This window comes from Pseudomonas viridiflava, from assembly GCF_001642795.1.
GTDB classification, from domain to species: Bacteria; Pseudomonadota; Gammaproteobacteria; order Pseudomonadales; family Pseudomonadaceae; genus Aquipseudomonas; species Aquipseudomonas viridiflava.
In genome coordinates this window covers 59828-81880 of record NZ_LKEH01000025.1, presented here as the reverse complement: position 1 = coordinate 81880, position 22053 = coordinate 59828, and the positions used below count along the sequence as shown (strand labels likewise).

19 protein-coding genes are annotated in these 22053 nt (G+C 58.5%); 11 read left to right on the top strand and 8 right to left on the bottom strand.

Features of this window, described 5'->3' with window-relative positions:
* Window positions 1-106: 106 nt before the first annotated feature.
* Together rpmA and rplU are read right to left on the bottom strand one after the other, a co-directional pair.
* A complete protein-coding gene (gene rpmA, locus AO065_RS11075) occupies window positions 107-382 on the bottom strand; it encodes a 50S ribosomal protein L27 (RefSeq protein ID WP_002551972.1) in 276 nt (91 codons plus the stop codon).
* 33 nt (window positions 383-415) lie between these two features.
* Window positions 416-727: a 50S ribosomal protein L21 gene (gene rplU, locus AO065_RS11070; RefSeq protein ID WP_002551971.1), complete on the bottom strand. Its 312-nt coding sequence runs from the start codon at window positions 725-727 to the stop codon at window positions 416-418.
* A gap of 240 nt (window positions 728-967) precedes the next feature.
* On the opposite strand from rplU, the gene AO065_RS11065 reads away from it, so the two are divergent.
* On the top strand, window positions 968-1936 hold the full coding sequence (locus AO065_RS11065) for a polyprenyl synthetase family protein (protein WP_004884052.1): 969 nt from the start codon (window positions 968-970) through the stop codon (window positions 1934-1936).
* Window positions 1937-2331: 395 nt separating this feature from the next.
* Window positions 2332-2574, top strand: coding sequence for a PA4570 family protein (locus tag AO065_RS11060; protein WP_004884051.1), 243 nt, complete (start codon window positions 2332-2334; stop codon window positions 2572-2574).
* A gap of 79 nt (window positions 2575-2653) precedes the next feature.
* Here the strand turns inward: AO065_RS11060 and AO065_RS11055 are convergent, their stop codons facing one another.
* The 5 genes from AO065_RS11055 to AO065_RS11035 all read right to left on the bottom strand — a co-directional run bounded on the left by AO065_RS11055 (window position 2654) and on the right by AO065_RS11035 (window position 7424).
* On the bottom strand, window positions 2654-3271 hold the full coding sequence (locus AO065_RS11055) for a BamJ family beta-barrel-assembly machinery protein (protein WP_004884050.1): 618 nt from the start codon (window positions 3269-3271) through the stop codon (window positions 2654-2656).
* A gap of 152 nt (window positions 3272-3423) precedes the next feature.
* Window positions 3424-3732 carry a DUF6482 family protein gene (locus AO065_RS11050; protein WP_004884049.1) on the bottom strand — a complete coding sequence of 103 codons (309 nt, stop codon included), beginning with the start codon at window positions 3730-3732 and terminating at the stop codon, window positions 3424-3426.
* Between the two features lie 146 nt (window positions 3733-3878).
* Complete coding sequence (locus AO065_RS11045) at window positions 3879-4385, bottom strand: TIGR00645 family protein (RefSeq protein WP_004884048.1); 507 nt, start codon at window positions 4383-4385, stop codon at window positions 3879-3881.
* Between the two features lie 94 nt (window positions 4386-4479).
* Window positions 4480-4815 carry a PA4575 family protein gene (locus tag AO065_RS11040; RefSeq protein ID WP_004884047.1) on the bottom strand — a complete coding sequence of 112 codons (336 nt, stop codon included), beginning with the start codon at window positions 4813-4815 and terminating at the stop codon, window positions 4480-4482.
* Window positions 4816-4988: 173 nt separating this feature from the next.
* Window positions 4989-7424: a Lon protease family protein gene (locus tag AO065_RS11035; RefSeq protein WP_004884046.1), complete on the bottom strand. Its 2436-nt coding sequence runs from the start codon at window positions 7422-7424 to the stop codon at window positions 4989-4991.
* Between the two features lie 287 nt (window positions 7425-7711).
* On the opposite strand from AO065_RS11035, the gene AO065_RS11030 reads away from it, so the two are divergent.
* From AO065_RS11030 to AO065_RS11015, 4 genes are all read left to right on the top strand, one after another.
* Window positions 7712-8200, top strand: a complete 489-nt coding sequence (locus AO065_RS11030) for a DUF3015 domain-containing protein (RefSeq protein ID WP_004884045.1) — start codon at window positions 7712-7714, stop codon at window positions 8198-8200.
* A 61-nt stretch (window positions 8201-8261) separates the two neighbouring features.
* Window positions 8262-10115, top strand: a complete 1854-nt coding sequence (locus AO065_RS11025; RefSeq protein ID WP_004884044.1) for an Lnb N-terminal periplasmic domain-containing protein — start codon at window positions 8262-8264, stop codon at window positions 10113-10115.
* A 187-nt stretch (window positions 10116-10302) separates the two neighbouring features.
* On the top strand, window positions 10303-10656 hold the full coding sequence (locus tag AO065_RS11020; protein ID WP_004884043.1) for a hypothetical protein: 354 nt from the start codon (window positions 10303-10305) through the stop codon (window positions 10654-10656).
* Window positions 10657-10735: 79 nt separating this feature from the next.
* The gene (locus tag AO065_RS11015) at window positions 10736-11236 is read left to right on the top strand and encodes a GreA/GreB family elongation factor (protein ID WP_004884042.1); all 501 of its coding nucleotides are present in this window, start codon (window positions 10736-10738) and stop codon (window positions 11234-11236) included.
* Between the two features lie 42 nt (window positions 11237-11278).
* On the opposite strand, the gene ettA is transcribed toward AO065_RS11015, so the two are convergent.
* The gene (gene ettA, locus AO065_RS11010; RefSeq protein ID WP_004884041.1) at window positions 11279-12943 is read right to left on the bottom strand and encodes an energy-dependent translational throttle protein EttA; all 1665 of its coding nucleotides are present in this window, start codon (window positions 12941-12943) and stop codon (window positions 11279-11281) included.
* Between the two features lie 383 nt (window positions 12944-13326).
* On the opposite strand from ettA, the gene AO065_RS11005 reads away from it, so the two are divergent.
* The 5 genes from AO065_RS11005 to AO065_RS26605 all read left to right on the top strand — a co-directional run bounded on the left by AO065_RS11005 (window position 13327) and on the right by AO065_RS26605 (window position 21806).
* Window positions 13327-17163, top strand: coding sequence for a sensor domain-containing protein (locus AO065_RS11005; RefSeq protein WP_004884040.1), 3837 nt, complete (start codon window positions 13327-13329; stop codon window positions 17161-17163).
* A 374-nt stretch (window positions 17164-17537) separates the two neighbouring features.
* Window positions 17538-18791: a serine hydroxymethyltransferase gene (glyA, locus tag AO065_RS11000; RefSeq protein ID WP_004884032.1), complete on the top strand. Its 1254-nt coding sequence runs from the start codon at window positions 17538-17540 to the stop codon at window positions 18789-18791.
* Window positions 18792-18894: 103 nt separating this feature from the next.
* Window positions 18895-19464, top strand: coding sequence for a YdcF family protein (locus AO065_RS10995; RefSeq protein ID WP_004884030.1), 570 nt, complete (start codon window positions 18895-18897; stop codon window positions 19462-19464).
* A 376-nt stretch (window positions 19465-19840) separates the two neighbouring features.
* A complete protein-coding gene (locus tag AO065_RS10990) occupies window positions 19841-21073 on the top strand; it encodes an aminotransferase class I/II-fold pyridoxal phosphate-dependent enzyme (RefSeq protein ID WP_032651605.1) in 1233 nt (410 codons plus the stop codon).
* A gap of 13 nt (window positions 21074-21086) precedes the next feature.
* A complete protein-coding gene (locus tag AO065_RS26605) occupies window positions 21087-21806 on the top strand; it encodes an MFS transporter (RefSeq protein WP_081256103.1) in 720 nt (239 codons plus the stop codon).
* Window positions 21807-22053: the final 247 nt, after the last annotated feature.

Below are 22053 nucleotides of genomic sequence, written 5' to 3'. Positions count from 1 at the left end.
ATCACAACAGCCCGCACAAACAGTTTTGCAAGAGACTCACCTGACTCTCTACCTCTACAAACGAAAAAGCCCCGTCGCAAGACAGGGCTTTTAAGCTACTGCGTGATTACGCTGCGGAGACTTCAGTCTTCGGAACGATGCTCACGTAGCGGCGACCGAAGGCGCCCTTGACTTGAAACTTGATCACGCCTTCCACTTTCGCGAACAGGGTGTGATCTTTACCCATGCCAACGCCGTAGCCAGCGTGGAATTGGGTGCCGCGCTGACGCACGATGATGTTGCCCGGAATGATAGCCTGGCCGCCATACATCTTCACGCCAAGGCGTTTGGCTTCTGAGTCGCGCCCGTTACGGGTACTACCACCAGCTTTTTTGTGTGCCATGAGTCAATTCTCCAAATGAGGATTAGGCTGAAATTAAGCCTGAATACCTGTGATTTTGATCTCGGTGTACCACTGGCGGTGGCCCATGCGCTTCATGTGGTGCTTACGACGACGGAACTTGATGATACGAACCTTATCGTGACGACCTTGCGAAACCACTTCTGCCACGACAGTAGCGCCAGCAACAACTGGAGCACCGATATTGACGTCGTCGCCATTGCCAACCAGCAGAACGCGGTCGAAAGTGACGGATTCGCCAGTAGCGATTTCCAGTTTTTCAATTTTCAGGTATTCACCTGGGGCGACTTTGTACTGCTTGCCACCGGTAACAATTACTGCGTACATGGTATTTCTCCGAAAATCCTGCTCACCCAGCTCTTTATAAGAAGAGTATCGGCTGGCATGGCTGCATGGGGCTGGAACGGCCCGTTTGCAATTGCGTAAGGCAGGTGCTGCCCAGGAAAGTTAGGGTGCGCGATTGTACGCAAGCCTATGATGGGTTGCAAGGGGCCGCTCGTCATACCTTGACACGCTCTACCCCGCGACCTAGCATGCGGCGCAACCTTTCCGGAGCACGTGTCGCTGATGCAACCCCAAGCCTTCTACCGCGCGGTGGCGGACGACTTTAGTGCCGTTGACGTTATCATCAAAAAGCAACTGACGTCACGCGTACCGCTGGTCTCGAAAATCGGCGACTACATTACGTCCGCTGGCGGCAAACGCCTGCGTCCCCTGCTGGTACTGCTGTGCGGCAAGGCGCTGGGCCGCGAAGGCGACGATGTGCGCCTACTGGCCGCCACCATCGAATTCCTGCACACCGCCACCCTGCTGCATGACGACGTCGTCGACATGTCCGGCATGCGTCGCGGGCGCTCGACGGCCAACGCCCTGTGGGGCAATGCGCCGAGCGTGCTGGTCGGCGACTTCCTTTATTCGCGCTCCTTCGAAATGATGGTCGAACTTGGCTCGATGGACGTGATGAGAATCCTGTCCAAGGCCACGCGCGTCATCGCTGAAGGCGAAGTGCTGCAATTGTCCAAGGTTCGCGACGCCAGCACCACTGAAGAAATTTACATGGAAGTGATTCGCGGCAAGACAGCCATGCTGTTCGAAGCCTCGACCCACAGCGCCGCAGCACTGTGCAGCGCCTCTGCCGAACAGACCGAAGCATTGCGTACCTTTGGCGATCACTTGGGTGTTGCGTTCCAACTGGTGGACGACCTGCTGGACTACCGTGGCGACGCCGAGACACTGGGCAAGAACGTCGGCGATGATCTGGCCGAAGGCAAACCTACCCTGCCGCTGATCTACACCATGCGCGAAGGCACGCCCGAGCAGGCTGCCCTGGTTCGTCAGGCCATTCAGAAAGGCGGCCTGGAAGATCTGGAAAGCATCCGCAACGCCGTCGAAAGCGCCGGAGCCCTGGATTACACCGCACAACTGGCCCGTGACTACGCCGCCAAGGCCATCGCCTGCCTGGACGCCCTGCCGCCCAGCGAGTACCGCGATGCGCTGGTCGAACTGAGCGAGTTTGCCGTCGCACGTACGCATTGATTGCATCGGCAGCACGAAAAAGCCCGTCCTCGTGACGGGCTTTTTTGTTGCACTGATTGATGCCCATTCAGCCAAGTCTTGCTGCAGCCACGGACTACTGTGGGAGGCGACTTGCCGGCGATGCTTTTTCTGAAGCGACCTATCAGTGACTGAACGGACGCCATCGCCGACAAGCCGTCGCCCACGGGGTATGCATTCAGTCGGTCACTTTCGCTTTGGCCCCGTTTTGCGTCTAACAGACTTGTGTATAACGATGAGCGCAGAGCATAAACACGATCGCCATCGCTCACTGACCCACATCAACCGTCCGGCACAAAATGAGAATTAATCTCAATAGAGCCTTGCTATTATCCCAATAAGAATTATTCTCATCAAACCGATACAGGAGATGGAACATGACTTATTTGATCGATGCATGGCTGGACCGCCCACACCCGTACCTGCGAATTCTTCACCGCGAAACCGGGGAGGTGTGTGCCGTACTGGAAGAGGAAGCGCTGGAGGAGTTGCGTGATCAGGGTGATCTGGATGTCTACAGCCTCAGTTCCAGCGAGCCGGTGGTGCTCAAGGAGCTGGTGCGCAATCTGTTTCTGTTCTGTTATGCGCGGGCATTGCGCCCGATAGGCGAGTTGCACTGAGCATGAAGCATCAGCACAACCCCGTTGCTGAACGGATCAAGACGACTCGTTCAGCAACCTTGCGTACCGCCTGAAGCCGTTACAGAACGGCCAGCAGTTCCACGTCGAACACCAGCACGCTGTGCGGTGCGATGCTGCCAACGCCCTGAGCGCCGTAAGCCAGCTCGCTCGGCACGTACAGACGCCATTTGCTGCCGGTGTTCATCAGTTGCAACGCCTCGGTCCAGCCAGCGATCACGCCGCCAACCGGGAATTCGGCAGGCTCGCCACGATCGTACGAGCTGTCGAACACGGTGCCATCGATCAGCGTGCCGTGGTAGTGAGTACGAACCTGATCTTCACGCGTCGGCTTTGGACCTGTGCCAGCGGTGAGAACTTCAAACTGCAGACCCGAGGCCAATGTGGTCACGCCTTCACGCTTGGCGTTTTCAGCCAGGTAAGCCAGACCGGCACCTGCGGCTTTCTCGGCCTTTGCAGCTGCCTCAGCCTGCATGATTTCGCGGATGACCTTGAAGCTGGCGGACATTTCTTCCTGACCAACGCGGCTCGGCAGACCGTTGAACGCATCGGTCAGACCCGCCAGGATGGCGTCCAGGTTGACGCCCGGTGGCGGGTTGTCGCGCAGTTGGTCGCCCAACTGACGGCCAATGCCGTAGCTGACGCGTGTTTCGTCGGTGGACAGATTGACTTCGGACATGACACTGCTCCGCAGAGGGGCGCGCTGTCGACGGACATGAAAACCAGCTTGGCAATCATGACCCGCTCGGTGGCACCCCGAACCAAAAGGGCAGCCAGCCTAGCACAATTGACCTGACAGGCCCTACCGCCGCGGCGAAGCGCTACGTTGCGTCAGGACCAGGATGAGTGAAAGGAGATCGGCATGCGCATCTCGGAACGGTCATTGACCGGCATGCCGCACAGCTCGTCATGCACCACACAGTGGACCAGATAGAAAGGCACCACTGGCAGGTTCTTGAGCAGGTCGCGTGCGTGTTCGACCGAGCGCAGGTGCAGGGTCTTGCCCGCCTGATCCTTGAGCATCCCGGAGCTGCCGTTCATCAGCACCTCCAGCAGGTAAATGCCGCCCTCGATCGAGATCAGATTCAGCTCATTGACCCGGCCAGCCTGGGCATGGTCGGTAAATTCCTGATAATTCATGATCGAACCTCTTTCGTCGTTTGCTGAAAGCATCGCAACGGACTTTTTACAGCACGTCGAAACAACAATCCAGAAACGAAACCGCCCGCCCCTCGCTCGGATTCAAGCGCGGGGCAGGCGGATGTGAGCCTGAAGCAGTCGTGGGGTTACTGCTTGGTCATCTTGTCCAGTTTGGTCAGCTTGTCCAGATAACCCATCGCGAACGCCGAGATCACGAAGGTCATGTGGATGATCACGTACCACATCAGGTATTCGGTCTTGATGTTGGTGGCGTCCATGAATACGCGCAGCAGGTGGATGGACGAAATCGCCACGATGGACGCTGCGACTTTCATCTTCAGCGACGAGGAATCCATGGTGCCCAGCCAGTTGAGCTTTTCCTTGTCCTCATCGATGTCCAGCTGCGAAACGAAGTTCTCGTAGCCGGAAATCATCACCATGACCAGCAGACCACCCACCAGCGCCATATCGATCAGCGACAGCAGCACCAGGATCAGATCGGCTTCGGCCAGGCTGAAGATATTGGGAAGGACGTGAAAGATTTCCTGAAAGAACTTCAGGCACAGCGCCAGCAACCCAAGGGACAAACCGAAATAGATCGGCGCCAGCAACCAGCGCGATGCATACATGGCATTTTCGAAGAAACGTTCCATTGAGACTCGCAAGTGTTGTGGAAAAAGACGCGCGAGTATATCAGCGGGAACGGACGGCTCTAGATGTGCGACAAAATAACGCAGAAAACATGGGCTAGAACTTGAACGGGGAAGAACGCTGATGGCGGGACAGGTCGCCGTTGAGCCGGCGCAATTCAGCCTGCATGTGCAACGTCCAGATAGGCACATCGTCAGCCGGGCGATAACCGCCCAGCAGCAGATTTTCGGCAATACTGTCGAGAATGGACTGGGCAGCAGCCAGACTGGTGAACGGTCCCTGAGAGCGAAGTGCAGAAGGTTGTTCGCCGGACATTCCGGCGGCAAACAGCACCATCCAAAGGCCATCCTCACCGGACATCGGCCTGATGACGCATTCGATTCGGGTGATGAGCCCGAGGCATTCACGGTTGAGGCAGAGGCTGCGCGGCATGGCGAGCTCCTTGTCAGCAGCGGTATCACCCTCCTCCACAGCAGGAAAATGTGCCAGTCCATTTGGCCACCACGATCACCTGACAGGATAGAAGAAAAGTGACGTTGCGAAACCGGGCCTGATGAACGGCCACCGGATGCTCGCAAGAGCACCCGGCGCCGCTCAAGATGACATCAGACCTTGAGTTCAGGTTGCAACTGGGCAGGCTCCTTTTCCAGCTCTTCATTCAGGTCTTCATCGCTGAGCATTTCGGCGATGTCGCGTAGCCGCTCGACCACGCGGGCATTGACGCTGCCTTCGGGGAATTCGCCCTGCTCGTCCGGCGCACCGGCCGGCTCGCCGACCAGCAGGCTCAAAGCTTCATCGGCCTGACGCACCGCATAGATATGGAACTGACCGTCACGTACGGCCTGCACCACACGTTCATCGAGCATGAGCGTGGTCACGTTGGCGTGCGGGATGATTGCGCCCTGCTCGCCCGTCAGACCGCGCGCCTCGCACAGCCGGAAGAAGCCTTCGATCTTCTCGTTGACCCCGCCGACCGCCTGCACCTCACCAAACTGGTTGATGGAGCCGGTGATCGCGAAACACTGCTTGAGCGGCGTGCGTGACAGCGCCGAAATCAGCGTACAGACCTCGCCCAACGAAGCACTGTCGCCATCGACATAGCCGTAGGATTGCTCAAGCGCGATGCTGGCCGAGATCGCCAGCGGGAATTCCTGCGCATAACGGCTGCCCAGATAACCGGTCAGAATCATCACGCCCTTGGAGTGAATCGGCTGACCGAGGTTGACCTCACGCTCGATATCGACGATGCCGCTGCCACCCGGATACACCGTCGCAGAGATACGGGCCGGCACGCCGAACGCCGAATCACCGACTTCCAGCACAGTCAGGCCGTTGCACTTGCCGACGGCCGCACCGTCGGTGTCGATCAGAATGACACCGGCCATCATGTCGTCGAGAATCCGTGCCGAAACGCGTCCGGTGCGCGTGGCCTTGGCCTTCAGCGCACGTTCGATGTGACCTGCGTCGGTCTTGTCGTCGCTCGCCAATTGACGAATGAAGTCCGCCTCGCTGACCAGCTGAAACAGATCGCCAATGCGCGCCGACAAACGCCCCTGGTGCTCGGCGAGCCGCGCACTGTAGGTCGCCAGCCGCGCAACGGCGTCAGCGGTCAAGGGCGCCATGCCTTCTTCCGAAGTACGGGTTTTCAGCAATTGGGCGAACTGCTCGAGGGTTTCGTCGACCATCGGAATTTCTTCGTCGAAGTCGACCAGCACGCGGAACATCTCTTGGAAGTCCGGATCCAGGTCCTGCAGCGTGTAGTACAGCGAACGCGAGCCGATGATGACGATCTTGACGTTCCACGGAATGACCTGCGGCGTCAGGGTCACGGTTGCGACACGGCCCAGCTCGCCCAGCGGCGATTCCATTTTCAGCTTGCGCGACTGCAGGGTACGCTTGAGCGCATCCCACACGAACGGCTCGCTGAGCATCTTCTCGGCTTCCAGAATCAGGAAGCCGCCATTGGCACGGTGCAGTGCGCCCGGACGCAACTGCCGATAGGTCGTGTAGAGCGCGCCCTGATCGGTGCTGTATTCGATACGACCAAACAGGTTGTCGTAGGTCGGATGCGGCTCGAACACCACCGGTGCGCCGCCATCGTGAGTGTGGCCGACCACCAGGCTCGGACTGTATTGCTCTTCAAGCAGCTTGCGGGCCTGAGCGTCGGTCTTGCTGTCGTCGACCAGTTGCTCGACCAGCGTCTTGAGCAGGTAAACCTGCATCGCCTGCAGATAAGCGCAGACGGCGGCGTTCTCGGCGTACTTTTCCGACAACGGTGCCAGCAAAGGCTGCAGGGTCAGGGTGATGGTTTCTTCGTTGAGCTGACGCAGTTGGTTGTTCGACTCGCGCTTCCACTGCGGCAGGCTTGCAAGTTCTTCGTTCAGACGCTCTTCAAGCGCGGAAATGTCTTCATGAAAACGCTCGCGATCCGCTTCCGGCAGTTGCGAGAACTCGGCTTCGTCCAGCGCCTTGCCATCAGCCATTGGCGTGAAGGCGATGTTGCTGCTGTCGCGGTACAGCGCGATGTCCTTTTCCAGCGACAGGCGCTCGATCACGTCCAGTGCACGGTCGTAGCGCTGATTGAAGGCACGATCGATCGAACTCTTCTTCTGCTGATACGAGGGGTGCTCGAACACCGCCGGGAAGGTGACCAGCAGGTTATCGATCAGGCCGCCGATGTCGGCAATGAAGGATTGCGCGCTGCCCGGCGGCAGCTCCAGCGCACGCGGCTCGCGAGGCTCGTCAAAATTGTTGACGTAAACCCAGTCCGACGGCGTCTGCATACGCTTGCCTTCGGCCTTGAGGTAGCGCTTCACGAACGAGAACCGGCCGGTGCCGGGTTCGCCCATGACAAATACGTTGTAACCGGGACGCGGCATCGCGACCCCGAACTGCAAGGCTTCTACCGCTCGCTCCTGGCCGAGCACACCGCGAAAGGGTTCCAGATCGTTGGTGGTCGAAAAGCTGAACTGCTCAGCGGAAAACGGACGGGTCAGCGCGTGGGGCGCCAGGCGTAGGTTGGCTGCGACAGAATCGGGCATCAGTGTTCCTTACATCAGGCGGGGCAGATGCAGGCATTCTGGCGCTCGCTGCACACGACTTGCAAGACAGGCTTTCATGGCAGAAGACGTCTTGAAGATTTTCACTTCCATGAAAGACGCTTCATGTGCAATAAAAAAAGCGGTTTTACGCAATATTCTGCAATAGCTCACGGAACCCTTGGAACCTGCCTAAACTCAAAACTGCGCGGAAGGTTCAAAACAACCCTCCGGTTTGGTGTGACACGAAAGAAACTCGACCCTTGGCTGACCATAAAGAGAAAAAAGCTATGAAACGGATTCTTCTAGGAACGCTCTTCGCCGCTGTATCCATCAACGCCATGGCCCAAGCGCCAGGCGGTCCGGACTGCGGTTGGGGCAACATGCTGTTTGAAGGTCAACGCGGCACTCCCGCTCACTTCCTGGCTTCCACTACCAACGGCACTTCGGGCAACGCCACCTTCGGCATGACGTCCGGCACCAACGGCTGCTCTACCAACAGTGCTCTGACTTATGGCGGCAAATCCTGGCTGGCCATGAACGGCATGATGGATGAGCTTTCCAAAGACATGGCCATGGGCCAAGGCGAAGCACTGACCACTTACGCGGTCGTGCTGGGCGTCGCACCGGAAGATCGTGCGCGTTTCGCTTCTGTCACTCACGAGCACTTTTCGCAAATCTTCAGCAAGGCTGACGCCACTGCCGAAGACGTTCACGCCAACACCGTCAACGTTCTGAAAAACGATCCAACCCTGGCCAAGTACGCTACCCAGGCTTAAAGTCGTTCGCCCGCCCCTCTTCATGAGGGGCGGGACTCTTCTCCCTGACTAGTTGCCCTCTATGCTCAAACGTCTTGCCTTGCTGGCGCTGTTTGTCTGTGCCCCCTTGTCTGCCGCCCCGCGTGTGGCTGCCGACCGTTTGCAGCAACTGGCCAACGAGCCATTCTGGATTTCACTGGGCCATTACGAGGCTGGCAAGCTCGGCGGCTGGCGCAGTTACGTTGACGACCCCAAATTCTTTCTCGCGGCTGATGGCGCGCATGACCCCAAGGCTGAACTGAGCGCGACGCTCGACGCCATTTATGCGCCTGTCACCAACGATCAGACCCACGCACAGTGCGTTTACCCTGCAAGGACCCGCTGGCTGCGCGATCAGTTGAAACTGACCGACCTGCCGGTGCTGGACTGCAAGGAATTCAAGACCTGGTACAAAGACGTAGCCCCGGACAGCACCGTGCTGATCTTCCCGGCGGCCTACCTCAACAGTCCGTCTTCCATGTTCGGCCACACGCTGCTGAGGATTGATCCGGCCAGCGCCAAGGCAAACAACACCACACTGCTGAGCTACGCAATCAACTTCGGTGCCTACATCGAAGGCATGGACAACAGCATCCTGTATGCATGGAAAGGCCTGATGGGCGGCTACCCCGGCCTGTTCGCCCTGGTGCCGTATCAGGAAAAACTGTCGGAATACCGCAGTCTGGAAAACCGTGATCTGTGGGAATACCGACTGAACCTGACGCCCGAGGAAACCGGGCGCATGGTCGAACATGTCTGGGAACTGAAACAGATTCGCTTCAGCTACTTCTTCTTCGACGAAAACTGCTCGTATCGCCTCCTGGAACTGCTGCAGGTCGCGCGCCCCGGCCTGCACCTGACCGAACAGTTCGGGCTGACGGCCATTCCGACCGACACGGTCAAAGCCATCAAGGCCGCGGGACTGGTTGAAAGCATTGATTACCGCCCCTCTCGCGAACGCGAACTGCTGAGCCGTGCCGAACCGCTGAACGCTGACGAACAGCAATGGGTGCTGAAAGTCAGCGCTGACCAGAAACAACTGCAGGACCCGCAGTATCTGGCACAGCCCAAGGAGCGTCGCGCGTTGATTCAGGACGCGGCCTATCGCCTCGAACGCTATCGTGCCAATGGCCTGGAGCGTGACGCAGCGCGCTCCCAGCGCAGTTTCGAACTGTTGCAGGCCATCAACCAGAACCCGCCGCCGCAACTGGACATCCAGCGCCCCGGCCTGCCGGAAGACGGACATGAGTCACGCACCTGGCAGCTGGGCGTAGGCACACGCGGCGACCGGGCGTTCGGTGAGTACGGCCTGCGCATGGCGTATCACGACCTGAACGACAACGCCTACGGCTTCCCGCTTGGCGCTCAGATTGAGATCCTGCAGCTCAAGGTGCGTCAGTACGAAGGCAACGACTGGCAGGTCCAGCAACTGGATCTGGCCACGATTCGTTCACTGACACCCCGTACCGAACTGCTCAAGCCATGGTCATGGCAAGTCACCGGCGGCCTTGAACGCGTGTTGGGCAAGCATGGCGATGAAAATCTGGTCAGCCACGTCAACGGCGGCGCGGGCGGCACCTGGCAACTGGGCGAAGAGGTATTGGGTTTCGCGCTGGGCACAGTGCGTGTCGAGCACAACAATGACTTTTCGGAATTCATCTCGCCAGCCGCTGGCTTCAACACCGGCCTGCTGTGGCGCAACCCGCTGGGCAACCTGAGCCTGGAAGCCAAGGGCGATTACTTCACCAACGGCGAAGTACGCCGCAGCGTCAGCCTCAACCAGCAGTGGGAACTCTCCCGCAACGTAGGCCTGCGCCTGAGCGCCCAACGCGAATTCAGCCAGATGAGCTCGCCACAGAACGAAGTGATGCTTGAGGTGAAGTGGTATCACTATTGATATCACTGGCGAAAACGATATGAGCGTCTGTGGGAGCCGTGAAAAACTGCAGCGCAACCGTCAGACCAGCGATCCGGCCTGAGTCATTCAGCAGATAGCGAAGCGACACTACACATTCCCCACGTCGTTTTTACAAATAACTCACACATTCGCTTCTAGACTCTCCTCATACGTAGAGGAAACCATCATGAAGCTGCATTGGGTGTTGTTGTCGCTGGCCATCGGGCTGGCGGGTTGTCAGTCCGCCCGTGATCAAATGCTGGCTGAGGGTTATCCGCCCGGCTTCGCCGACGGCTACCAGGACGGATGTGGCAGCGGCAAGGCCGCGGCAGGTGCGTTCACCGGGGAGTTCAAGAAAAACGTACCGCGCTACCTCAAGGACAAGCTCTACGCAGAAGGCTGGGGCGATGGTTTTCGCCAGTGTCAGGCCTCTCAGGAAAATCGCAGCCGCTTCGATCCGGGGCAGATCTTCAATGATCGTGACCGCGACTGGGAGCGGGAAAAGACCCGCAGCGCCGCAAAAGCCTACCGCCCGAACTGATTGGCACGTCGCAGCCGGCATTTCAACGAAACCAATCACGCCTCACCGTGGCCCAAACCCAATTGAGGGAGGACACTTCATGAGTCGCGCATTTGTAAACGAAGACAACGCCGCCGCCGACGCCAACCAGCCGGTGGAGCGCACGGTCAGCGAACAGCCCAATTACGTGACTGCTCACGGTCTGGTATTGCTGCAACAGCACGTGAGCGATCTTCAGGCGCAGCACAGCGCCCAAACGGCGCTGGGCGACAATGCCGACAAGCAGCGTCTGGCAGACCTGGAGCGAGACCTGCGTTACTTCAACCAGCGCCTGCAAAGCGCACAGGTGGTCACGCCCGCCCTTTCGACCGAGAAGGTGCAGATTGGCAGTTGGGTGACATTTGCCGATGAAGACGACCGCCAGCAGCGTGTGCAACTGGTTGGTGAGGATCAGGCCGATGCGGCCAATGGTTTGATCAACTGGGGTTCGCCACTGGGCCGCGCGTTGCTGGGTGCGCAGTTGGGCGATGAGGTGTTGTGGAAACGACCGGCGGGCGATCAGGTGATCGAGGTGGTGCTGATTGAGACGGACGTAGGCTGAGACAACAGGAGCGCCAGAAAAGGCGCTCCCGCTGTATCTGAGTTACGCCAGCTTCTTGTGACGTACGCGGTGCGGCTGGGCAGCGGCATCGCCAAGACGCTTTTTACGGTCAGCTTCGTATTCGGTGTAGTTGCCTTCGAAGAATACGGCTTGAGAGTCGTCTTCGTACGCCAGAATGTGGGTCGCGACACGGTCAAGGAACCACCGATCGTGGGAGATCACAATGGCCGCGCCCGGGAAGTCCAGCAATGCTTCTTCCAGCGAACGCAGGGTTTCAACGTCGAGGTCGTTGGACGGTTCGTCGAGCAGCAGCACGTTGCCGCCCTCTTTCAGGGTCAACGCCAGGTGCAGACGACCGCGCTCACCACCGGACAGGTCCTTGACGAATTTCTGCTGATCGCCGCCCTTGAAGTTGAAACGGCCGACATAGGTGCGCGACGGGATTTCATAGTTGCCGATACGGATCACGTCCGAACCGTCGGAAACCGCCTGGAACACCGACTTGCTGCCGTCCAGATCGTCACGGCTCTGGTCAACGCAGGCCAGTTGCACGGTTTCACCGATTTCAATACTGCCCGAATCCGGTTGCTCCTTGCCCATCAGCATGCGGAACAGGGTCGATTTACCGGCACCGTTACCGCCGATCACGCCGACAATGGCGCCTTTGGGCATGGCGAATGACAGGTTGTCGATCAGGACGCGATCGCCATAGCCTTTGGTGACGTTCTTGAACTCGATGACCTTGTCGCCGAGGCGCGGACCAGCCGGGATGTAGATCTCGTTGGTTTCGCTGCGCTTCTGGAATTCCTGCGACTGCATTTCTTCGAAGCGTTGCAGACGAGCCTTGGATTTTGACTGGCGCGCCTTGGCACCTTTGCGAACCCATTCCAACTCGTCTTTCATGGCCTTTTCATGGGCCGACTGCTGCTTGGATTCCTGGGCCAGACGATCGGACTTGGCTTCAAGCCAGCCCGAATAGTTGCCTTCGTAAGGAATACCGGCGCCGCGGTCGAGTTCCAGAATCCAGCCCGCGACGTTGTCCAGGAAGTAACGGTCGTGCGTGATCGCAACCACGGTGCCCGGGAAGTCGTGCAGGAAGTGCTCCAGCCAGGCGACGGAATCGGCGTCCAGGTGGTTGGTCGGTTCGTCGAGCAGCAGCATGTCGGGAGCGGACAGCAACAGGCGGCACAGCGCGACACGACGCTTCTCACCACCGGACAATACGGAAATCTTTGCGTCCCACGCAGGCAGACGCAGCGCATCGGCGGCGACTTCCAGCTGACGCTCAAGGTTATGACCGTCGCTGGCCTGCAGGATGGCTTCGAGCTTGGCCTGTTCAGCGGCCAGCTTGTCGAAGTCGGCATCCGGGTCGGCGTATTCGGCGTAGACCTGGTCCAGACGCGCCTGGGCGTCCTTGATGACGCTGACCGCCTCTTCGACCACTTCACGCACAGTCTTGGTGGGATCGAGTTGCGGTTCCTGCGGCAGATAACCTACGTTCAGATCAGGCATCGGGCGCGCTTCGCCATCGAACTCGGTGTCGACGCCGGCCATGATCTTCAACAGTGTCGACTTGCCCGAACCGTTGAGACCCAGCACGCCAATCTTGGCGCCCGGAAAGAAAGAGAGGGAGATGTTCTTGAGGATTTCCCGCTTCGGCGGCACAACTTTGCTCAGCCGATGCATGGTGAAGACGTATTGAGCCATGGAATGAAAACCTGGTGTCTGTGATAAGGACCGATCTGGGACGCGAGCTTAAAGCCCCGACCGAAAAAAAGCTTTTATTTGTCTTTCAGACTTGCCGCATGAGCGTTCCACGCCTTGAATCAGAACAGGCAGTGAGCAGACTCGTGTGCCTGGGCAGCTATGAAGCTGGGTCTTGTTTGCACACAGTGGAGTCACTCATGCAGGAGTCGGGCTGTAATCGCGCGTTGCGCAAAGCTACCCGAATGCGGCCTGCAGGGCAAACCATCCGGCCCAGCGGGACTGGCACTCTGCCACAACTCAAGGCATGCTAGCCGCCCTTTTGGGTGGCCAGCTTATATTGCATAGTGCATCGCTGCTTCAGTCCAGTAGTCAGGAACAACGACTTGCCCACATCAACGACTTCTTCACCATCGCGTATCGCCAAAAGCAGTACCGTCAGGCCTCTGCGCGGCTCACTGAAGGGGGTGCTGGCGACGTTGGTGTTGCTGATGATCGCGCTGCTGCTCTGGGAACTTATCGAACAATTCCATCAGACCCAGGAACGCCAGCGCCAGCGCAGCCTCGATTACGCGACACAGCTTTGCGACCGGATCAGTCTGAACATGGCGCTCAACGCCCAGATTGCGATGAATCTGCTGGAGGAAATCCAGTCAGGCGAAGACAAGCCCGAACAGGCGACGCCAATGAGCGCGCTGCGCGCAGCCTTGCCGACATTGCGCAGCGTTGTCAGCCTCGCCCCCAACGGCGAGGTCATCAGGGACAGCGCCGACATGAGCAGCGATGCCACGCTGTTGAAAAGTGCGCTGAAGCAGGCCACTGGCCGTCCTTTCTACTACACCAGCAATGAGGACGGTTCACAGATCTATCTGCTGTTGCGCCAGAGCGCAGGCACAACCGGCAACTATTGGGCCGTGCGCATGCTGCCCGACGCCCTCAAGGGTTTCATCCAGCAACCGACGCAGGATTTCCAGCATCTGTGGCGGCTGGAAAAACGTGTCACTCAGCAGGTGATACTGCGCGAGACGCTGCCTGACAACGTCACGGACACCGGCCATGCAGAGACCGTCCTGCTTCAGCCTCTGGGCAACAGCGACTGGCAGCTGCGTGGACTTTTCGATGCACACAAGGCTCGCCAGGACCTGCTGGCGCCTCTCGTGGGCAAATGCATCATCGGCCTGCTGTTTTCGATTCTGCCACTCATTGCCCTCCTGAGCCTGCGGGGCAGGCAGCGTCAACTGCTGGAAAGCCGCCGCCGCTACCGGGATATCTTCGAAGGTGCTGGCGTTGCGATCTGTGTCCTGGACATGTCCAGCCTGCCGGGCCGCCTGGAAACCCTGCAGATCCGGACCTGCGAAGACCTCGACCTGCTGCTGAAGAACCAGCCGGGCCTGCTTGACCGGCTGCTGCAACAGCTGCGGATCAACGAGGTGAATGACGTTGCTCTGGGCCTGCTGAACGTCGAATGCGGCGAGCAGGCCTGGCAGCAACTGATCGAAGGCGAGTCGCGCACTCGTCACGGCATCGGCATTCAAATAATCCGCGCGGTGCTCGACAAACAGCCACGACTGGAACTGGAAATCCGCCGAACCCGCGAGGACGGCCAGGATCAACACCTGTGGCTGGTGCTCAGGCTTCCGGAAAGTCCCGCCGACTTCGATGCCGTGATTCTCAGCATTGGCGATATCACCAGCCGCAAACAGATCGAACTGTCGTTGCTGGACCGTGAAAGCTTCTGGTCCGATGTGGTCCGCACCGTGCCGGACCACCTCTACGTGCAGGATGTGCTCAGCCAGCGGATGATCTACAGCAACCACCATCTCGGCAAGACGCTGGGTTACAGCAAGTCGGAACTGCACGGGATGGGCGAGTTCTTCTGGGAAATCCTGCTCCATCCGGAAGACGCAAAACCCTATCAGGACATGCGTCTGCGCCAGCGTCATCACGGGCACAACGAACTGCTGCAATGTGTCCTGCGCTTCCGCGACTGTGATAACCAGTGGCGCTGCTTCGACATTCGCGAGCAGGCGCTGGCGCGGGATAGCCAGAACCTGGTGACACGCATCATCGGCGTTGCCAAGGACATTACCGATCAGGTCACGTCCAGCCAGTCCTTGCGTGACAGCGAACAGCGTTATCGGATGCTTGCCGAGAGCATCAGCGACGTGATTTTCTCCACCGACAATCAGCTCGAGCCCAATTACGTGAGCCCCTCGGTTCAGAGCGTGCTGGGCTACACCGCCGACTGGATTCTCGCTCACGGCTGGGGCGTGACCGTTGCCAACCCGCAACAGTTGACGGGGTTCGATGCGCTGATCCGCAACATCCGCAAAGTTCTCGACAAGCCGGAAGAACTGGCGAAGTTGCGCAGCGACAACACGCCGCGTCTGTTCGTGTTCGACTGCCTGCGGGCCGACGGCCGCAAGGTACCGGTCGAACTGCGCATGGTGCTGGTCTGGGACGAGCACGACAATTTCGAGGGGCTTCTCGGGGTTGGCCGCGACATCAGCCAGCAGCGCCGCGCGGAAAAAGACCTGCGCATGGCTGCCACCGTATTTGAACACTCCACGTCGGCCATTCTGATCACCGATCCCGCAGGCTACATCGTGCAGGCCAACGAAGCGTTCACCCGGGTCAGCGGCTACGAAGTGGCTCAGGTACTCGATCAGTTGCCCGGCATGCTGACGGTGGAAGCGGAACAGGAAGCACACCTGCGCTACGTCATCAGGCAACTCAACCAGAGCGGCACCTGGGAGGGCGAGGTCAGGCTGAAGCGGCGCAACGGCGAGCATTACCCGGCATGGGTCGGCATCACGGCGGTGGTGGACGATGAAGGCGATCTGGCGAGCTACGTGTGCTTCTTCAGTGATATCAGTGAGCGCAAGGCCAGCGAAGAACGCATCCATCGCCTGGCCTACTACGATGCCCTGACCCACCTGCCCAACCGCACGCTGTTCCAGGACCGCCTGCATTCGGCGTTGCAGCAGGCCGAGCGGCAACAGGCCTGGGTCGTGCTGATGTTCCTCGATCTGGACCGTTTCAAACCGATCAACGACTCCCTGGGCCATGCTGCGGGGGATCGCATGCTCCAGGAGATGGCCACACGCCTGCTGGCCTGCGTTACGGACGACGATACGGTTGCGCGCATGGGCGGCGATGAGTTCACCCTGTTGCTGCAGCCAGGTCCGACCCGGGAAAGCGCCTTGAACCGCGCCATTCATGTCGCCGAGAAAATCCTCACCAGTCTGGTGACCCCGTTCGTGCTGGAGGGACGCGAGTTTTTTGTGACCGCCAGTATCGGCATCGCCCTGAGCCCGCAGGACGGCGATGAGCTGAGCCAGTTGATGAAGAACGCCGATACGGCGATGTATCACGCCAAGGAGCGCGGCAAGAACAACTTTCAGTTCTATCAGGCCGACATGAACGCCTCGGCGCTGGAGCGTCTGGAGCTGGAAAGCGATCTGCGTCATGCGCTGGAACAACAGGAATTTACGCTGTACTACCAGCCGCAGTTCAGCGGCGATGGCAAACGCCTGACCGGGACCGAGGCCTTGCTGCGCTGGCGCCATCCCCGCCGTGGTCTGGTGCCGCCGAACGACTTCATTCCGGTGCTTGAAGAACTGGGGCTGGTGGTCGAAGTCGGCGACTGGGTCCTGACCGAAGCCTGCACCCAGTTGAAGAAATGGCATCAGGCAAAAGTTCGCGTGCCGAAAGTGTCCGTGAATATCTCGGCCCGGCAGTTCTCGGACGGCCAACTTGGCAAACGCATCGCCAGCATTCTGCACACCGTCGGCCTGCCCCCTGCGTGCCTGGAACTGGAACTGACCGAAAGCATTCTGATGCGCGAGGTCAACGAAGCCATGCAGATACTCGACGGGCTGAAGAATCTGGGGTTGAGCATTGCGGTGGATGACTTCGGTACGGGGTACTCGTCGCTGAACTACCTCAAGCAGTTCCCCATCGATGTGTTGAAGATCGACCGCACCTTCGTCGACGGCCTGCCCTCCGGCGAACAGGACGCACAGATCGCCCGCGCGATCATCGCCATGGCCCACAGCCTGAACCTGGCGGTCATCGCCGAAGGCGTGGAAACCCAGGAGCAACTGGACTTCCTGCGCGAACACGGCTGCGACGAAGTACAAGGCTACCTCTTCGGCCGCCCGATGCCCGCCAGCCAGTTCGAGGCGCAATTCAGCAACGATGCGTTGTTCATGCTGGATTGAGAGGGACTGCAGACCCTGTGGGAGGCGCCACCACGTCTTCGACGTAACGCTGTCGCGCTGCAAACAACGGACCGTGGGAGGCGGCTTGCCGGCGATAAACGATGACGCGATTTTCCTGACATACCGCGTCGACTGCATCGCCGGCAAGCCGCCTCCCACAGTCCTGTGTTCGCTTCACGACAGCGCTATGTCTACGGGCACGTGTTCAGCCAGCCAGACCTGTTTCAGTTCGGTGTAGTGCCAGAGCTTGGCAGCCCTCAGCCGGCCCCAAGCTGCACCCCATTCATCCGGCACATGACTGCCTTTCATATGCCAGATAAAACCCGATGGGTTAGAATGCCCCCCTTTTCCGCCATGCCCCCTTGAGGACTGCCATGTTCAGCCGTGATTTGACTCTCGCGAAGTACGACGCCGATCTGTTTGCCGCCATGGAGCAAGAAGCTCTGCGTCAGGAAGAACACATCGAGCTGATTGCCTCGGAAAACTACACCAGTCCGGCCGTCATGGAAGCTCAGGGCTCGGTCCTGACCAACAAGTACGCCGAAGGCTACCCAGGCAAGCGCTACTACGGCGGCTGTGAATACGTCGACGTGATCGAGCAACTGGCCATCGACCGTGCCAAGGAACTGTTCGGCGCCGATTACGCCAACGTTCAGCCACACGCCGGCTCGCAGGCCAACTCCGCTGTGTACCTCGCGTTGCTGCAGGGCGGCGACACCATTCTGGGCATGAGCCTGGCCCACGGCGGTCACCTGACCCACGGCGCCAGCGTTTCGTCCTCCGGCAAGCTGTACAACGCTGTGCAGTACGGCATCGATGCCAACGGCATGATCGACTACGACGAAGTCGAGCGTCTGGCCGTCGAGCACAAGCCGAAAATGATCGTGGCCGGTTTCTCTGCCTACTCGCAGATCCTGGATTTCCCACGCTTCCGCGCCATCGCTGACAAGGTCGGTGCGTACCTGTTCGTCGACATGGCCCACGTGGCCGGTCTGGTCGCCGCTGGTGTCTACCCGAACCCGGTGCCGTTCGCCGACGTCGTGACCACCACCACTCACAAGACCCTGCGCGGTCCACGTGGCGGCCTGATCCTGGCTCGCGCCAACGCCGACATCGAGAAGAAGCTGAATTCGGCCGTATTCCCGGGTTCGCAGGGCGGCCCGCTGGAGCACGTCATCGCGGCCAAGGCCGTGTGCTTCAAGGAAGCGCTGCAGCCTGAGTTCAAGGCTTATCAGCAGCAAGTGGTCAAGAACGCCAAGGCCATGGCCGGTGTGTTCATCGAGCGCGGTTTCGACGTGGTTTCCGGCGGTACTGAAAACCACCTGTTCCTGCTCTCGTTGATCAAGCAGGACATCTCCGGTAAAGATGCCGACGCTGCCCTGGGCCGCGCCTTCATCACCGTCAACAAGAACTCCGTACCGAACGACCCACGCTCCCCGTTCGTCACCTCCGGCCTGCGCTTCGGCACCCCGGCTGTGACCACTCGTGGCTTCAAGGAAGCAGAGTGCAAGGAACTGGCTGGCTGGATCTGCGACATCCTGGCTGACCTGAACAACGAAGCCGTGATCGACGCGGTTCGCGAGAAGGTCAAGGCCATCTGCGCCAAGCTGCCGGTCTACGGCGCTTGATCCACATCGTCTGACGCAGTAACTCAAAGCCCCGACTCGAAAGAGCCGGGGCTTTTTTGTGACACTGTTACAGAGAGCCCACCGACCGATCGGGAGACGATCCATGAAGCTGTTGCGCACCCTTTCGATAAGCCTGCCGATGCTGCTCATGCTGTTTGCAGGGGCCATCGTGATCGACGGGCTGTCCGACACCGCCAAAACCAGCGACACCGCCATCGTCCTAGGCTCGCAAGTGCTCCCGGACGGGACGCCGTCCGATCGCCTGCGAGCCAGGCTCGACAGGGCTGAAGAGCTCTACCGACAGGGATTGGTTCGCCACATCATCGTCAGCGGCGGCACAGGCAAGGAAGGCTTCAGCGAAGCGGCCGTCATGGCAGACTATCTTGTTGACCACGGCAAGATTGCGCGGGAAGCGATCCTGCTGGACGAACAGGGAAACACCACCCGAGACACCGCCATCAACAGCGCCGGGATCATGAAAGGCAAAGGCTTCACCAGCGCAGTCGTGGTCACTCAATACTTTCACGTCACCCGCAGCCAGTACGCCCTTAAGCAGGCCGGAGTCATGCAGGTCTCGACAGCACACGCGCGTTATTTCGAGTGGCGCGACCTGTATTCCATCGCCCGTGAAGTGGTGGCGCTGCCCGCCTACTGGTGGGCAGCCAGCACCTGATCAGGCCAGTAGGCCTGGAGAGCGACCTCAGCCCACCATCGCTTCGAACCCGGCCCGAATCTTCTCCTCTCGCAATTCGTCGGCGATGAACACGATGACGCTTTCGCGCGGCTCGCCCCTCCTTGAAACATCACAAAATCGGCAGAGTGATATGCGCCCGCCGCAGGTGTCAGCAGAACATAGAGTTGCTGATCGGGAAGCCGAGTAAAACAAGATATTTCTTACAGAGGAAATACACCACTATCCGCTGGGCACGGATCTGTCTGACATACATGAAAATTTTCCAGCGAAAGAATGGCTGTCTTGGCGGTTATTTTTTCCTTTTGGTGAGATCAACCGCTGCTCAAACCGAAAAATTCCAATTAGCGGATGCAGCATGAACTCGACAGCCAATCGCCATAGCAATTATCAAACCTTGATACGTCTGGCAGAAACCAACTGGGATGAGGCAGACAAGCTAAAGCTATCCAGTCTCCACGTAACTGTAAAAGACGACAACTATCTGCACGATCAATTCGGAAGGTCGTTTTATCATTTTTGCACAACATCCTATTTAGGTTTGGACTATCACCCGGCACTGCTCGACGGCGCGATTCAAGCACTCCAGAAAACCGGTACGTTGCGCATAGCCAATTCACGAAACCGCTGTCAATTATCTAACTTGGCTGAGTATGAAACCGAGCTGTCAGAATGGCTCAACGCACATTGCCATGTTACTTTATCCTGCAGTGCAGCCAGCGCAGGCATATTGCCTCTACTTTCGTCAGGCGCCTTTACCGACGGCCGGGTTCCCACCATGGTTTTTGACAGGCATGCGCACTATTCAATGAACCATATGAAGGCGGCGTGCGCAGGTGAAGCGACGGTTTTGACAGTAAGCCATAACAACATGGAGCAACTTGAGACATTATGTAAAGCACATGACAGGGTTGCTTATGTTGCCGATGGCGTCTATAGCATGGGTGGCATGGCAGAGATAGAAAGCCTGATTTATTTGAAAGAGAAATACGGGCTATTTCTGTACCTTGACGATTCGCATGCTATTTCCGCGTTAGGAGCAGGAGGAACAGGCTACGCACGGTCTAAGCTCGACGAGCTTGATGAGAACACCATCATCGTGGCGTCACTCGGAAAGGCATTTGGCGCAAGTGGTGGCGTAGCGATGTTAGGCAACGACCGCCAGAAAAAACTGATTCATCGATACGGAGGACCAAGCAATTGGTCTCAAAGTCTTAACATTGCAGCCATCGGCGCAGGGAGGGCTTCAATAGCGTTGCACCGTAATGGCGAAGTTGAAAAACTGCAGCGGAAGCTACAGCACAACATTCAATATTTTGATTCCATCATTAACACAGAACAGAAAGGCAGCAGTTCGGCCATTCGCCTCATCCAGTGTTCCAGTGCAGAGGTTGCAAATCGGATTGCAGCCGAACTGGCCAACAAAGGTTTTTTTACGTCTACAGTATTCTTCCCCGTTGTAGCGCAAGACAAGCCTGCAATACGAATCACGCTCCGAGCGGACATGACACACATCTTGATCAGTGACTTTTTAAAAAGCCTGACTGAAGCGCTTGGCACAGCAGAGTTCAATAAGCCTGCAACCCAATAAAAACATCATCCCCATGAAAATCGAAAGTCGCCTGCTGGTACCCTGCCTGGCCGTACTGGTTGCACAGTCAGGAATAACGCTGCATCTGCCGTCCCTGCCGTCGATAGCAGAGACTTTCAATGCACCCGATTATTTTTCGGCTCTGACGCTGTCAAGCTTTCTGATTGGCATGGGTTTGTCGATGTTGTTATGGGGCAAGCTGGCTGCATGTCTGGGCAGTCGGAGGACGCTGGTTTTGGCGTTGATGGTTTTTTCAGTTGGCAGTGCAGGTACCGCGCTGTCGATAGACATGACAACGTTCCTGATGTGCCGTGTGGTTCAAGGCATTGCAGCAGGTGGGATTTCAGTCATGGCCCGCGTGTTATTGCGCGATAGCTACAGCGCTGAACAACTGCCGCGCGCATTCAGCTGGCTCTCTATCTGCTTTGTCTTGTCACTGGGTATGGCGCAGTTCGCGGGCGCTGTACTGGACTCGATCTGGGACTGGAGAGCGATATTTATCGCTAGTGCCGTAGCGGGTGCGCTCTCGATAATTCCAGTCAGGTTATTCGTAAAAGTCATTTCGTCCAGAAGGACAGACTTTCGACCGGACGACTCGTACAGGGTACTGATTCGGGACTTGCGATTCATGAGTCCGGTGCTTGCAGGCGGACTGGGGTATGGAGTGGTTGTCCTTTTTGGTGCGAGNCCCCCCCGCCATATTTCAGCTGCACTTCAACTGGACGGTACTTGAATACGGCTGGATCGGCTGGCCCATCAGTGGTGCCTATTTGCTGGGCGCACTTTCGGTCCGTTGGCTGATCGCGACACACAGCCAGCAAGAGGGTTTGCTGACTGGATTGAAATGTCTGATGGCGGGTGCCTTAGTGATGGGTGCCGGACAGCTGATTTACCCCGCGTCGGGCGTTGCGCTCTGGCTGCCTTACTGCCTGCTGCTGGCGGGTCAGGGGGCTGTTTATCCGCTCTGTCAGTCTCTTGCC